We start from the raw sequence: 14,810 nt of genomic DNA, 5'->3' as shown, positions 1-14,810 counted from the left end.
AATTTAGCTTTTGACATTTTTATTCCTCCTTAAAATTACGTAATTTATTTATAATTAAGCATTTTTCTTTCCTGTAATTTGTTCTTGGATGCTCTTTGGCACTTCTTCATAGTGGTCAAATACCATTGAGTAAACACCTCTACCTTGAGTTCTTGATCTTAGAGTTGTTGCATATCCAAACATTTCTGAAAGTGGTACAAAAGCTCTTATTACTTGAGCTCCTGCTCTTGGATCCATACCCTCAATTCTTCCTCTTCTTGAGTTAACGTCTCCCATTACATCTCCCATGTACTCTTCTGGCACTATAACTTCAACCTTCATCATTGGCTCAAGTAATGCTGGGTCTGCTTTAGACATAGCATTTTTAAACGCCATAGATCCAGCGATCTTAAACGCCATTTCTGATGAGTCAACATCATGGTATGATCCATCAACAAGTTTAACTTTAAAGTTGATAACTGGATAACCAGCAACTACACCAGTATCTGAAGCTTCTTGAATACCAGCATCGATTGGTGATATATATTCTTTTGGAATAGCTCCTCCAACGATAGCATTTTCAAATGAGTATTCCTCTTCTGTTGGTATCATTTCTATCCAGCAGTGACCATATTGACCACGTCCACCAGACTGTCTAACAAACTTACCTTCAGCTTTAACAGCTTTTCTGATAGTTTCTTTGTATGCAACTTGTGGCTTACCAACGTTACATTCAACTTTAAATTCTCTTTGAAGTCTATCAACGATTATTTCAAGGTGAAGCTCACCCATACCAGAAATAATTGTCTGGCCAGTTTCTTGATTAGTAAATGTTTTAAATGTTGGATCTTCTTCAGCAAGTTTAGCTAAAGCAATACCCATCTTTTCTTGACCAGCCTTAGTCTTTGGCTCTATAGCAACATCTATAACTGGATCTGGGAATTCCATACTTTCAAGTATAATTGGACTTGATTCGTCACAAAGAGTATTACCTGTAGTAGTTTCTTTTAATCCAACTATAGCACCTAAATCACCTGCACGAAGTTCTTCAACTTCTTCTCTGTGATTTGCATGCATCTTAACAAGTCTTCCTATTCTTTCCTTCTTACCTTTAGTTGAGTTATATACATAAGTACCACTCTTCATTATTCCAGAATAGATTCTTGTAAATGCTAATCTTCCTACAAATGGGTCTGTCGCAATTTTAAATGCTAATGCTGACATTGGAGCGTTGTCATCTGCTGGTCTTTCATCTTCTGCACCATTATCTGGATTAGTACCTTTAATTGCCGGAATGTCAACTGGTGATGGCATGTAAGCTACTACAGCATCTATCATTGGTTGAACTCCTTTATTTTTGTATGATGAACCACAAACAACTGGTACTATTTCATTAGCTATAACACCTTTTCTAAGTGCTGCATTTATTTCTTCTTCAGTTAATTCTTCGCCATCAAGATATTTCATCATTAATTCTTCATCTTGCTCAGCTACTGCTTCAAGTAAAGCATTCCTATACTCTTCAGCTTTATCTTTTAATTCAGCTGGGATTTCCACTGAATCCATAACTGTTCCTAAATCATCTTCATATATTATAGCTTCATTTTTTACAAGGTCTATGATTCCCTTAAATTGATCTTCTGCTCCTACCGGAATTTGAATAGGAGTTGCATTACAGTGTAATCTATCTCTTAATGTGTTTACACACATGTAGAAATCCGCACCTGTTGAGTCCATTTTGTTAATATAAACCATTCTTGGAACTCTATAGTTATCCGCCTGTCTCCATACTGTTTCAGTTTGTGGCTCAACTCCACTTTTAGCATCTAGTACAGTAACAGCACCATCTAGAACTCTTAATGATCTTTCAACTTCTACTGTAAAATCCACGTGTCCTGGTGTATCTATTATGTTTATCGCATGACCTCTCCATTGGCAGAAAGTTGCTGCTGATGTTATTGTTATACCTCTTTCTTGCTCTTGAACCATCCAGTCCATTGTAGCCTGGCCTTCGTGAACTTCTCCTATTTTATGAGTCTTTCCTGTATAGAAAAGTATACGCTCAGTAGTTGTAGTTTTTCCTGCATCAATGTGCGCCATTATTCCGATATTACGGAATTTCTCTAATGGATATTGTCTTCCCACTTACTCTTCCTCCTTAAAGTATAAATTTCAGAACTTTAAATTCGACAAAACTGTTTTGGTGAAACACCAAAACAGTTTTGAGTATTAATATCTATAATGTGCAAAAGCCTTATTAGCTTCAGCCATTTTATGAGTATCTTCTCTTTTCTTAACAGCTGCACCTGTGTTATTAGCTGCATCCATTAATTCATTTGCAAGTCTTTCTCTCATGTACTTCTCGCCTCTTTTTCTAGCTGCGGCAAGCATCCATCTGATTCCTAAAGTCTGTCTTCTTTCTGGTCTAACTTCCATTGGAACCTGGTATGTAGCACCACCTATTCTTCTTGCTTTTACTTCAAGTAGTGGCATTACATTGTTCATAGCCTCTTCAAATACTTCCATTGGTTCCTTGTTTGTTTTTTCACGGATTATTTCAAAAGCAGAGTAACATACTTTTTGAGCTACTCCCTTTTTACCATCTTCCATTATACTGTTTATAAATTTAGTTACAACCTTACTGTTGTACATTGGATCTGGTAATACATCTCTTTTAGCAATATGTCCTTTTCTTGGCACTTTTCTTCCCTCCTTAACAATACTTATTTTAAGTTCATCGGTACTCGGTTGTAGCGTGCTTAACTACACCCAACCGCAAAGTGCTTTGTACTTCTGCAAATCTATTTATTAAATCTATATAAATGCTGAAGACATAGCACTGTTTTCAAATTAACTTATTCCAAAACTATTTTTGTTTTGGTCTCTTAGCACCATACTTTGATCTTGATTGTAATCTGTTAGCTACTCCAGCTGAGTCTAATGCTCCTCTGACAATATGGTATCTAACACCTGGAAGGTCTTTTACTCTTCCACCTCTTATAAGAACAACGCTGTGTTCTTGTAAGTTATGTCCTACACCTGGAATGTACGCTGAAACTTCATAACCATTTGTTAATCTAACTCTGGCAATTTTTCTTAGCGCTGAGTTTGGTTTCTTAGGAGTAGTAGTTTTTACTACTGTACAAACTCCTCTTTTTTGTGGGCATTCCTTAAGTGCTGGTGCTGTTGATTTTGAGCCTACAGTCTTTCTTCCTTTTCTTACCAATTGGCTAATTGTTGGCATATTTACACCTCCTTTAAAATATCAGATAACTAGATAAAATTCACCTAGTTAACCAAACTGCTTATAACAATTTTTATGTTAAATTATATTATGAAAGCTATTTTAAACAAGCACTAGTTATTTAGTACAGCAGCAGTAGCTGCTCCTACGTCAATTCCACAAAGTTTTCCTAAATCCTTCATCGTATTAACATATACTACTTCTAGGGAATTTTCATCAATTAATACTTTTACTGACTGCATCAATTTATCATCGGCATCTTTTGCAATATAAATAGTCTTTGCAGTACCATTTTTTATAGCTTTAACTGTTTGTTTCACACCGACAACCTTATTTCCTTCAAGCCTGTAAATCATTATCTCTATTCCCCCTTACAGTGCTATAGAGACAAAGTTTTAAAAAAACTCTGTCTCCTTTTAAAACATACAGATGTATTTTATCATCTTAGCACTATTATGTCAATAACTTATCTTCTAAGCTTCAATTTCATTATTTAACTGTTTTTCCTCAGTTTCCTTTTCGGTATTGATTCTAATTGATCTATATCTTGTCATTCCGGTACCTGCTGGTATTAGTTTACCGATTATAACATTTTCTTTTAATCCAAGTAATGGATCAATTTTCCCTTTAATAGCGGCATCCGTAAGTACTCTTGTAGTCTCTTGGAATGAAGCTGCTGAAAGGAATGAATCAGTAGCTAAGGCTGCTTTAGTTATACCAAGTAATGATACTCTTCCTACAGCTGGTCTTCCACCCTGTTCCTCTATTCTCGAATTTTCTTCGTCAAAGTCGAAAATATCTATCATTGTTCCTGGTAATAATTCAGTATCCCCAGACTCCTCTATTTTTATCTTTCTTGTCATCTGTCTTACAACTACCTCAAGATGCTTATCGTTTATGTCAACGCCTTGAAGTCTATAAACTTTTTGAACTTCAGATAAAAGATAGTTTTTAACGCCTTGAACACCTTTAATTCTCAATACATCGTGTGGGTTAACAGAACCTTCTGTTATCTCATCACCAGCATTTATTACCTCACCATTTGATACTTTAAGCCTTGAACCAAATGGAATATCGTAAGTTATCTCTTCTCCAGCTTCTGTTATTACTGAAATAGTTCTCTTCTTCTTTGTTTCTTCCATCTTAACAGTACCAGAAACCTCACTTACTATAGCAAGACCCTTAGGTTTTCTAGCTTCAAATAATTCTTCAACTCTTGGAAGACCTTGAGTTATATCTGCTCCTGCAACACCACCAGTGTGGAATGTTCTCATTGTAAGCTGTGTACCAGGCTCTCCTATACTTTGTGCAGCCACTATACCAACAGCCTCGCCTATATTGATTCTTTGTGCTGTAGCCATGTTCATACCATAGCACTTTGAACATACTCCATGCTTTGATTTACAAGTAAATACAGATCTTATTTTAACTCTCTTTACTCCTAGCTTTTCAACTTTTTCAGCAATTTCTTCATTCATATAGCTATCTCTTGCCACTATTATTTCTCCAGATTTTGGATCCATAATATCTTCTGCAGAATATCTTCCTGTAAGTCTCTCAGCTAAGCTTTCTATTACTTCATTTCCTTCTTTTATTTCTGCAACGTTGTATCCTTCAAGTGTTCCACAATCTTCTTCTCTTACTATAACATCTTGGCTTACATCAACAAGTCTTCTTGTTAGATATCCTGAGTCTGCAGTCTTTAATGCTGTATCCGCATTACCTTTTCTAGCTCCGTGAGTTGATATAAAGTACTCAAGTACGTCTAGACCCTCTCTAAAAGAAGCTCTTATAGGTAATTCTATAATTTTACCTGACGGATTAGCCATAAGACCTCTCATTCCAGCAAGCTGTTTTATCTGGCTCTTAGAACCTCTCGCTCCAGAGTCTGCCATCATGAATATTGGGTTGAACTTATCAAGACTCGCCATAAGCTCATCTGCTACATCTTCTGTAGTTTTAGTCCATTTTTCTATAACTCTTTCATATCTTTCATCCTCGGAGATAAAGCCTCTTCTATACATTTTTTCGATTTTATCAACCGCAGCATCCGCTTCTGCAAGTAATCTCTTTTTAGCTTCTGGAACCACCATATCTGAGGTAGAAACTGTTATAGCGCCTATACTAGAATAGTGATAACCTTTTGCTTTTATCAAATCAAGCATTATAGAAGTTTTTGTTGCTCCATGCTTCATATAACACTTATCTATTACTTTACCTAAGTTTTTCTTTGTAACAAGGAAGTCAACTTCCAACTTAAATTCATTTTCAGGATTACTTCTATCTACAAAACCTAAATCCTGTGGTATAGATTCATTAAATATAATCTTACCTGGAGTAGTTTCTATAATTCCGCTTGTTAACACGCCATCTTTAATCTTTGACATTTTAACTTTTATTCTAGCATGTATATTCACTTCTTTAAGCTGATAAGCCATAATTACTTCTTCTGGTGATGAGAATATTTTCCCTTCACCCTCTACGCCATCTTTATCCATTGTTAGATAGTATGAACCAAGTACCATATCCTGTGTTGGAACAACAACTGGCTTACCATCTGAAGGTTTCATTATGTTATGAGCTGCAAGCATTAAAAATCTTGCTTCAGCTTGAGCTTCAACGGATAATGGTACGTGAACAGCCATCTGGTCACCGTCAAAGTCAGCATTATATGCAGTACAAGATAATGGATGCAGTTTTATTGCTCTACCTTCAACAAGAACAGGTTGGAATGCTTGAATTCCTAGTCTGTGAAGAGTAGGTGCACGGTTTAATAGTACCGGATGATCAGATATAACTTCTTCAAGAACATCCCAAACCTGCGCTTGAACTCTTTCTACCATTCTCTTAGCACTCTTTATGTTATGAGCTAACCCACTTTCAACAAGTTTTTTCATAACAAAAGGCTTAAATAGCTCTAATGCCATTTCCTTAGGAAGTCCGCACTGATACATTTTAAGTTCAGGTCCAACAACTATAACGGAACGTCCAGAATAGTCAACACGTTTTCCAAGAAGGTTCTGTCTAAATCTTCCCTGCTTACCTTTTAACATATCAGATAGTGATTTTAATGGTCTATTTCCTGGACCTGTTACAGGTCTTCCTCTTCTACCATTGTCTATAAGAGCATCCACTGCTTCTTGAAGCATTCTTTTTTCATTTCTTACTATTATGTCTGGCGCTCCTAAATCCAAAAGCTTTTTCAATCTATTATTTCTATTTATAACTCTTCTATAAAGGTCATTTAAATCTGATGTAGCAAATCTTCCTCCATCAAGTTGAACCATAGGTCTTAAATCTGGTGGTATTACAGGTATAACATCTATAATCATCCACTCTGGTCTATTAGTTGATTTTCTAAAGGACTCTACTACTTCTAATCTTCTTATTATTCTTACTTTCTTCTGACCTGTGCTGCTTTTTAAATCATCTTTTAGCTCTGTAGCTAATTGTTCAAGATCTATTTCTTCCAAAAGTCTTTTAATAGATTCTGCACCCATTCCAGCTACAAAACTTTCTTCACCATATTTATCTACAGCTTCTCTATATTCTTTTTCGTTTAATAACTGTTTTTTTAGTAACGGTGTTTCCTTAGGATCTAAAACCACATATGATGCAAAATAAAGTACTTTTTCAAGAGCTCTTGGAGACATATCTAGAATAAGTCCCATACGTGAAGGTATTCCTTTAAAATACCATATATGAGATACTGGGGCAGCAAGCTCAATATGCCCCATTCTCTCACGCCTTACTTTCGCTTTAGTAACCTCAACACCACATCTATCACAGACAATACCTTTGTATCTTATTCTCTTGTATTTTCCACAGTGGCATTCCCAGTCTTTGATTGGTCCAAAAATTCTTTCACAGAATAAACCATCTCTTTCTGGTTTTAAAGTTCTATAGTTAATAGTTTCTGGTTTCTTTACTTCACCTCTTGACCACTCTCTAATTTTCTCCGGTGAAGCTAATCCTATTTGTAGTGCATCAAAATTATTTAATTCAAACAAGGGTACATCCTCCCTTCCTAATGTTCATCACCAAAATCATCTATTTCCAACTCACCTTGGATATCATCTAAAGATAAATCTTCATAATCAAGGTCTAATTCTTCATCGCTGTCATCATTCTCAACATAGTCATCACTTGGAGGTGGTGGAACAAACTCTTCGTTTCCTTCGATGTTTACACCTAAATCCTCTATTTCTTCATCTACAGACTCTCTTAATCGTACTTCTTCGTTGTCATCATTTAATACTTTTACATCAAGACATAAAGCTTGAAGTTCTTTAATAAGAACCTTGAAAGATTCAGGAACTCCAGGTTCAGGAATATTTTCTCCCTTAACAATTGCCTCATAAGTCTTAACTCTTCCTACAACGTCGTCAGATTTAACAGTAAGTATCTCCTGAAGTGTATGTGCTGCACCATAGGCCTCAAGTGCCCAAACTTCCATCTCTCCGAATCTCTGTCCTCCAAATTGAGCTTTACCACCCAACGGCTGCTGTGTAACCAATGAATATGGTCCAGTTGATCTAGCATGTATTTTGTCATCAACTAAGTGAGCAAGCTTTAATATATACATGTAACCAACAGTTACTGTATTATCAAAAGGTTCTCCGGTTCTTCCATCATATAATACAGTTTTACCATCTTCTCTGTAACCAGCTTTTTTTAGACATTCTACTATGTCATCCTCTGTAGCTCCATCAAATACTGGAGTTGCAATATGCCATCCTAATTCTGATGCTGCCCATCCTAAGTGAACTTCAAGTACCTGACCGATATTCATACGTGAAGGTACTCCTAGAGGATTTAAGCATATTTGTAATGGTCTTCCGTCTGGTAAGAATGGCATATCTTCTTCTGGTAATACTCTTGAGATAACCCCTTTATTACCGTGTCTTCCTGCCATCTTATCTCCAACAGATATTTTTCTTTTTTGAGCAATATAACATCTAACAAGTTTATTAACTCCTGGAGGAAGCTCATCTCCATTTTCTCTTGTAAATACTTTTACATCTACAATTATACCAGCTTCACCATGTGGAACTCTAAGTGAAGTATCTCTTACTTCTCTAGCCTTTTCTCCAAATATAGCTCTAAGTAATCTTTCTTCTGCAGTAAGCTCAGTTTCTCCTTTTGGAGTAACCTTTCCAACTAAGATATCTCCTGATCTTACTTCAGCTCCAATTCTAATTATTCCTCTTTCGTCTATATCTTTTAGTGCATCTTCTCCCACATTTGGTATGTCTCTTGTTATTTCTTCTGGTCCTAGCTTTGTATCCCTTGCTTCAGCTTCATATTCTTCTATATGAATTGATGTAAATACATCATTTTTAACTAATTCCTCTGAAATAAGCATAGCATCTTCATAGTTGTAACCTTCCCAAGTTATAAAGCCCATTCTTATGTTTTTACCTAATGCTATTTCCCCAAGGTCTGTTGATGGACCATCTGATAAAACTGTTCCTTTTTCAACACGCTCATTCTTAGACACTATTGGTCTTTGATTTATACATGTACCTTGGTTGGATCTCTTAAACTTAAGAAGTCTGTAAGTGTCTATTCCACCATCTGAATCTCTTTTTACTCTTACTTCGTTAGCACTTACATATACAACAGTTCCTGCATTTTTAGCTTTAGGAAGAACTCCTGAATCTACCGCTGCCTTGAACTCTATTCCTGTTCCTACAACAGGAGCTTGTGGTTTTAATAATGGAACAGCTTGACGCTGCATGTTTGATCCCATTAGAGCACGGCTGGCGTCATCATTTTCAAGGAATGGAATCATAGCTGTAGCCACGGAAACTAACTGCCTTGGCGATACGTCCATAAAATCAACATCCTCACGTGGAACTACAATTACATCTTCCTTATTTCTTACTGTTACTTTATTATCTATAAAATGTCCATTATCATCAATAGGCTCATTTGCCTGAGCAACCAAATATTCATCTTCTTCATCAGCTGTTATATATATTAATTTATCAGTAACTACACCTGTATTTTTATCAACTTTTCTATATGGAGTTTCTATAAATCCATACTCATTTACCCTAGCATAAGTAGCTAATGAGTTTATAAGTCCTATATTAGGACCTTCCGGTGTTTCTATCGGACACATTCTACCATAATGTGAATGGTGAACGTCTCTAACTTCAAAACCAGCTCTTTCTCTTGAAAGACCTCCTGGTCCTAAAGCTGAAAGTCTTCTCTTATGAGTAAGCTCTGATAGTGGATTAGTCTGATCCATGAACTGTGAAAGCTGTGAGCTACCAAAGAACTCTTTTATAGCTGCTGCTACAGGTCTTATATTAATCAAAGCTTGAGGAGTTATTACTTCTTGATCCTGAATAGTCATTCTTTCTTTAACTACTCTTTCCATTCTTGAAAGACCTATTCTAAATTGATTCTGCAATAATTCTCCTACTGATCTAAGTCTTCTGTTTCCAAGGTGGTCAATATCGTCAGTATGACCTATATTATAAGCTAACCCTAACTCATAACTTATAGTAGCATAAATATCATCTCTTATTATATGCTTTGGTATTAACGAATGCATATTTTTTCTTATTTGTTCTTTTATGCTATCTTCATCACTATAATTATCAAGTATTTCCTTTAGAGTAGGATAATGAACAAGTTCTCTTATATTCAAATCATCTATATTAAAGTCAATAAATTTATGTATATTTACGAAGTTGTTACTTATAACTCTTACTGTCTTGTCTTCAACTTGAATATCTACTACATTCACACCACAGTTTTGAATTTCTATGGATTTTTCTCTACTGATCTTTTCACCCTTTTGAACAAGTATTTCTCCTGTTTGTGGGTTTACAATATCTTGTGCTGATATTTGATTTGCAATTCTAAGATGCAAAGCTAGTTTTTTATTAAACTTATATCTTCCAACTCTAGAAAGATCGTATCTCTTTGCATCAAAAAATAAAGATTCGATAAGTGATTGAGCGCTATCAACTGTAGGAGGTTCTCCTGGTCTCAATCTCTTATATATTTCAAGTAATGCCTCTTCACGGGTCTTAGTATTATCTTTTTCTATTGATGCTTTTAATCTTTCTTCATCACCAAAAAATTCAGTAATTTCTGCATCAGTGCCATAACCCATAGCTCTTGCTAAAATAGTTATAGGCAATTTTCTTGTTTTATCAATTCTTACATATATTACATCGTTAGAATCTGTTTCATATTCTAACCAAGCTCCTCTGTTCGGAATCACAGTTGATGAGAAAAGTTTTTTTCCTGTTTTATCAACTGCCATATCGTAATATACGCCTGGTGATCTTACTAACTGGCTAACTATTACTCTTTCAGCTCCGTTAATAATAAAAGTTCCTTGCTCTGTCATAAGAGGAAAATCTCCCATGAACACTTCCTGTTCTTTTACTTCGCCAGTCTCCTTATTAAGTAATCTAACTTTTACCTTCAAAGGTGCTGCATAAGTTGCGTCTCTTTCTTTGCATTCTTCTACAGAGTATTTGATATTATCCATATCCAATTTATATCCAACAAATTCTAAGTTAAGATTTGCTGTATAGTCCTGAATAGGATTTACATCATCAAACACTTCCTGTAAGCCTTCTCTTAGAAACCAGTTATAGGAGTCTAATTGAACTTCAATTAAGTTAGGCATATCTCCTACTTCTTTTAATCTAGAAAAGCTCATTCTTGTTCTTTTGCCAACCTGGACAGGATGTACCATTGACTTTCACCCCTTGCATAAACTAAAAATAACCAAAAACACACTTTATTTTTATGCGCTTTTGGATTGATCACGTTACCATCAAATTAGTATAACCCAATTTTAACAATTAATTCAAGTTTTAAAAAATAATATTAAATCATATAATTATTTTTTAATTAATCAATGCAATTTATTATGTTACCATAATACAATTAAGTTGTCAACTGTTAATTATTCTAATTTTTAAAAATTTTGAAAAAAAGAGGCACTTTTGTAAAAGTACCTCTTCTTAGAAATTATTATGAGTTATTATTTTATTTCTACAGTAGCACCAACTTCTGCAAGTTTAGTTTTTATAGCTTCAGCATCTTCTTTGCTTACGCCTTCTTTTAATGTTTTAGGAGCTCCGTCAACTACTTCTTTAGCTTCCTTTAATCCTAATCCAGTTAATTCTCTAACTATTTTTATAACTTTGATTTTTTCTGATCCAGCGTTAGCTAACACTACGTCGAATTCAGTTTTTTCTTCAGCAGCAGCAGCTGGAGCAGCAGCACCTGCAGCAGCAACTGGAGCAGCAGCGCTTACTCCGAACTCTTCTTCACATGCTTTTACTAATTCGTTTAATTCTAAAACGCTCATTTCTTTTACAGCTTGAATTATTTCTTCTCTAGTCATTATTAGGCACCTCCAAAATTTCCTTTTTTTAAATTAAGCTTCTATATTAAGCTTCTTCAGATTCTTTTTTTTCTTTAATTGCATTTAATAAGTATGCAAGATTTGACAATGGAGCTTTGAAGCTTCCAAGTAATTTTGCAATAAGCACTTCTCTTGGTGGTATTGTAGCAAGTTGTTGAACTTTAGCAGTATCAAACACTTCGCCTTGAACAACTCCACCCTTTAACTCAAGTTTCTTGTAATCTTTTGCAAAGTTATTAAGAATTCTTGCTGGAGCAGTTGGATCTTCGTATCCAAATGCTACTGATACAGGTCCTTCTAATATACTTTCTAGACCTTCTATTCCTAATTCTTTTGCAGCTAACGCAGTTAAAGTGTTTTTATAAACCTTATATTCTACACCAGCTTCTCTTAAGTTCTTTCTAAGATTAGTATCTTGCTCAACAGTTAATCCTTGATATTTAGCAAATATTACACCTTGAGCTTTTTCCATTTTTTCTTTTATTTCTAAAACTTTAGCTTCTTTTAATTGTCTGTTATTTCCCACTGTGTGTCCACCTCCTCACAGTTTAAACTGCTGTTATATAATTTAAAGGCCCCCCCGTAGACACAGAGAGACCAATCATAATCTTATATTGGAACCCTCGGTAGGTTGGTATAACCGTTATGCTTTCGCACCTACTGTCTACGGAATATTTACTTATTCAACCTTTAAAATTTTACACAAAATATTTATTTATGTCAATACTATTCTAAAACTTTAACTGGATTTATTTTTACTCCAGGTCCCATAGTACTTGAAACTACTACAGATTTAACATATTGACCTTTAGCTGCTGCTGGTTTAGCTTTGATTACAGCTTCCATTAATGTATGGAAGTTTTCAGCTAATTTGTCTGTTCCAAATGATCTTTTTCCAATTGGAACGTGAACTATAGAAGTTTTATCAACTCTATATTCAACTTTACCAGCTTTGATATCAGCTACTGCTCTTGCAACGTCAAAAGTAACTGTACCAGATTTTGGGTTTGGCATTAATCCCTTAGGTCCTAATACTCTACCTAATCTTCCAACAACACCCATCATATCTGGAGTTGCAACAACTACATCAAACTCAAACCAGTTTTCTTTTTGTATTTTATCGATAAACTCTTCTGCTCCAACGTATTCTGCTCCTGCAGCTTCAGCTTCTTTAGCTTTTTCGCCTTTTGCAAAAACTAATACTCTAACTTTCTTTCCAGTTCCATGAGGAAGTACTACAGCTCCTCTAACTTGTTGGTCTGCATGTCTTGGGTCAACACCAAGTCTTACAGCTAATTCTATAGTTTCATCAAATTTAGCTTTTGATGTCTTTATAGCAAGCTCCATAGCTTCTGCTGGAGTGTATAAAACATTTTTATCAATAAGCTTAGCGCTTTCGATATAATTCTTTCCCATTTCCTAATCCTCCTTTGTGGTTTTAACGGTTTCTACCTCCCACTATTTTGGTCGACTATTCTTCTACAACTATACCCATGCTTCTAGCAGTTCCTGCTATCATGCTCATAGCAGCTTCAACAGATCCTGCGTTTAAGTCTGGCATTTTTGTTTCAGCTATTTGTCTAACTTGATCCTTAGTTACTTTAGCAACTTTAGTTTTGTTTGGTACACCAGAACCACTTTCTATTCCTGCTGCTTTCTTTAGTAATACTGCTGCTGGAGGAGTCTTTAGTATGAAACTAAATGATCTATCCTGATATACAGTTATTACTACTGGAATTATTAATCCAGCTTGATTAGCAGTTTTAGCATTAAACTCTTTACAGAATCCCATAATATTTACACCATGCTGTCCAAGCGCTGGTCCAACTGGTGGTGCTGGAGTTGCTTTTCCTGCAGGAAGCTGAAGTTTTATCATTCCTACTACTTTTTTAGCCATGAATTTACACCTCCTATAATGTGGTTATGCGGATTATTAAATCCTCCCACTTTGTTAAGACAAATGTCTTACAAGTTAATCTAATTTTTGTATTTGGTTAAAATCAAGTTCAACAGGTGTTTCCCTGCCAAACATGTTAACTAACGCTTTAATTTTTCTTTTTTCTGTGTTTATTTCTTGAATGATCGCTGGGAAGTTTTCCAACGGTCCTGATTTAACTATTATGTTCTCACCTACTGATATATCTATGTTAACAGGTTTTTCAACAATTCCCATTGCTGTAACTTCTTCATCTGTAAGTGGTACAGGTTTAGATCCTGGACCAACAAACCCTGTTACTCCTCTAGTATTTCTAACTACATACCAAGAATCATCAGTCATTAACATATGAACTAAAACATATCCTGGAAATATTTTTTTTAGAGATACCTTCTTTTTGCCATCTTTAATTTCCACTTGCTCTTCCATTGGAACTTGAACATCGTCAATCCAATCGTACAAGTTTCTATTTTCTATAGTCTTTTCTAAGTTGGCTTTAACTTTATTTTCATAACCAGAATATGTGTGAACTACATACCATCTAGCTTTCTCTGCCATAACTCAAGGGACGGGAATCTTATCTCGACCCCTACCTCCTTTTTAGTTTTATTTAAAGATTACACTAATTAAGCTTTTAAATCCATAATCTAGTAATCCAATAATCACAACATAAATAAGACAAAATGTCATAACTGTTACTGTTGATTTTTTAACATTTTCCTTAGAGGCCCAAGTTATTCTTTTAAATTCAGCTTTTAGCTCTTTAAAAAAACCAATGATTCTATTTCCGGACGTTGCTGTTTTGTTTGTATTTTTTACACTATCGTGCGCAGCCATCTTTTCACATCCTCAAATATTTTAATTATATGCCTCTATATACTATTTTGTCTCCTTGTGAGCTGTGTGCTTATGACAAAATGGACAATATTTTCTCATTTCTAATCTATCTGGGTCATTCTTCTTATTCTTCATTGTATTGTAGTTTCTTTGTTTGCAATCTGTACATGCTAAAGTTACTTTTACTCTCATTGTTTACACCTCCCAATACTTGTGTATATATAAACATTATTTTGTCGTTTATTGCTAATTTAAATTATGCATTACTTAGATAATTTATCACAATATAGCTTATATGTCAATGAAATCATAGATGAAATCGTTGGTATATATTTCAACAGATTATTTTATACTTTTAAAAGGACCAGGTCTAGAAACCCAGTCCTATAAATAATTACTCAACTATCTTA

13 protein-coding genes and 1 other annotated feature are annotated in these 14,810 nt (G+C 34.9%); all 13 genes read right to left on the bottom strand.

Annotated elements, in window-relative coordinates:
* Window positions 1-54: 54 nt before the first annotated feature.
* Window positions 55-2,124, bottom strand: a complete 2,070-nt coding sequence (fusA, locus tag I6U51_RS18675) for an elongation factor G (protein WP_211144081.1) — start codon at window positions 2,122-2,124, stop codon at window positions 55-57.
* 84 nt (window positions 2,125-2,208) lie between these two features.
* A complete protein-coding gene (rpsG, locus tag I6U51_RS18670) occupies window positions 2,209-2,679 on the bottom strand; it encodes a 30S ribosomal protein S7 (protein WP_211144080.1) in 471 nt (156 codons plus the stop codon).
* Between the two features lie 166 nt (window positions 2,680-2,845).
* Entirely contained in the window at window positions 2,846-3,223 is a 378-nt protein-coding gene (rpsL, locus tag I6U51_RS18665) for a 30S ribosomal protein S12 (protein WP_211144079.1), read from the bottom strand.
* A gap of 113 nt (window positions 3,224-3,336) precedes the next feature.
* Window positions 3,337-3,579, bottom strand: coding sequence for a ribosomal L7Ae/L30e/S12e/Gadd45 family protein (locus I6U51_RS18660; RefSeq protein WP_211144078.1), 243 nt, complete (start codon window positions 3,577-3,579; stop codon window positions 3,337-3,339).
* 117 nt (window positions 3,580-3,696) lie between these two features.
* Entirely contained in the window at window positions 3,697-7,233 is a 3,537-nt protein-coding gene (gene rpoC, locus I6U51_RS18655; protein WP_211144077.1) for a DNA-directed RNA polymerase subunit beta', read from the bottom strand.
* Window positions 7,234-7,250: 17 nt separating this feature from the next.
* A complete protein-coding gene (gene rpoB / locus I6U51_RS18650; RefSeq protein ID WP_211144076.1) occupies window positions 7,251-10,949 on the bottom strand; it encodes a DNA-directed RNA polymerase subunit beta in 3,699 nt (1,232 codons plus the stop codon).
* A gap of 291 nt (window positions 10,950-11,240) precedes the next feature.
* Complete coding sequence (gene rplL, locus I6U51_RS18645; protein ID WP_211144075.1) at window positions 11,241-11,606, bottom strand: 50S ribosomal protein L7/L12; 366 nt, start codon at window positions 11,604-11,606, stop codon at window positions 11,241-11,243.
* A 46-nt stretch (window positions 11,607-11,652) separates the two neighbouring features.
* The gene (gene rplJ / locus I6U51_RS18640; RefSeq protein ID WP_211144074.1) at window positions 11,653-12,153 is read right to left on the bottom strand and encodes a 50S ribosomal protein L10; all 501 of its coding nucleotides are present in this window, start codon (window positions 12,151-12,153) and stop codon (window positions 11,653-11,655) included.
* Between the two features lie 33 nt (window positions 12,154-12,186).
* Window positions 12,187-12,315: a sequence feature (ribosomal protein L10 leader region), on the bottom strand.
* Window positions 12,316-12,353: 38 nt separating this feature from the next.
* Entirely contained in the window at window positions 12,354-13,043 is a 690-nt protein-coding gene (gene rplA / locus I6U51_RS18635) for a 50S ribosomal protein L1 (protein ID WP_178909740.1), read from the bottom strand.
* A gap of 55 nt (window positions 13,044-13,098) precedes the next feature.
* Window positions 13,099-13,524, bottom strand: a complete 426-nt coding sequence (gene rplK, locus I6U51_RS18630; RefSeq protein ID WP_178909739.1) for a 50S ribosomal protein L11 — start codon at window positions 13,522-13,524, stop codon at window positions 13,099-13,101.
* A 75-nt stretch (window positions 13,525-13,599) separates the two neighbouring features.
* Window positions 13,600-14,121: a transcription termination/antitermination protein NusG gene (gene nusG, locus I6U51_RS18625; protein ID WP_211144073.1), complete on the bottom strand. Its 522-nt coding sequence runs from the start codon at window positions 14,119-14,121 to the stop codon at window positions 13,600-13,602.
* 48 nt (window positions 14,122-14,169) lie between these two features.
* Window positions 14,170-14,400 (bottom strand): preprotein translocase subunit SecE, encoded by a 231-nt coding sequence (gene secE / locus I6U51_RS18620; protein WP_211144072.1) that lies wholly within the window; start codon window positions 14,398-14,400, stop codon window positions 14,170-14,172.
* 42 nt (window positions 14,401-14,442) lie between these two features.
* Window positions 14,443-14,592, bottom strand: coding sequence for a 50S ribosomal protein L33 (gene rpmG, locus I6U51_RS18615; protein WP_066616612.1), 150 nt, complete (start codon window positions 14,590-14,592; stop codon window positions 14,443-14,445).
* Window positions 14,593-14,810: the final 218 nt, after the last annotated feature.

The sequence above is a fragment of the Clostridium aciditolerans genome, assembly GCF_016316925.1.
Taxonomy (GTDB): domain Bacteria; phylum Bacillota; class Clostridia; order Clostridiales; family Clostridiaceae; genus Clostridium_AM; species Clostridium_AM aciditolerans.
This window is presented reverse-complemented; position numbering and strand designations above follow the sequence as displayed.

What these genes read in the sequence shown, in the direction of transcription:
- rpmG (WP_066616612.1), bottom strand. Translation starts at nt 14,592, where the DNA reads ATGAGAGTAAAAGTAACTTTAGCATGTACAGATTGCAAACAAAGAAAC.
- rplL (WP_211144075.1), bottom strand. Translation starts at nt 11,606, where the DNA reads ATGACTAGAGAAGAAATAATTCAAGCTGTAAAAGAAATGAGCGTTTTA.
- secE (WP_211144072.1), bottom strand. Translation starts at nt 14,400, where the DNA reads ATGGCTGCGCACGATAGTGTAAAAAATACAAACAAAACAGCAACGTCC.
- rplA (WP_178909740.1), bottom strand. Translation starts at nt 13,043, where the DNA reads ATGGGAAAGAATTATATCGAAAGCGCTAAGCTTATTGATAAAAATGTT.
- I6U51_RS18660 (WP_211144078.1), bottom strand. Translation starts at nt 3,579, where the DNA reads ATGATTTACAGGCTTGAAGGAAATAAGGTTGTCGGTGTGAAACAAACA.
- rpoB (WP_211144076.1), bottom strand. Translation starts at nt 10,949, where the DNA reads ATGGTACATCCTGTCCAGGTTGGCAAAAGAACAAGAATGAGCTTTTCT.
- rpsL (WP_211144079.1), bottom strand. Translation starts at nt 3,223, where the DNA reads ATGCCAACAATTAGCCAATTGGTAAGAAAAGGAAGAAAGACTGTAGGC.
- nusG (WP_211144073.1), bottom strand. Translation starts at nt 14,121, where the DNA reads ATGGCAGAGAAAGCTAGATGGTATGTAGTTCACACATATTCTGGTTAT.
- rplK (WP_178909739.1), bottom strand. Translation starts at nt 13,524, where the DNA reads ATGGCTAAAAAAGTAGTAGGAATGATAAAACTTCAGCTTCCTGCAGGA.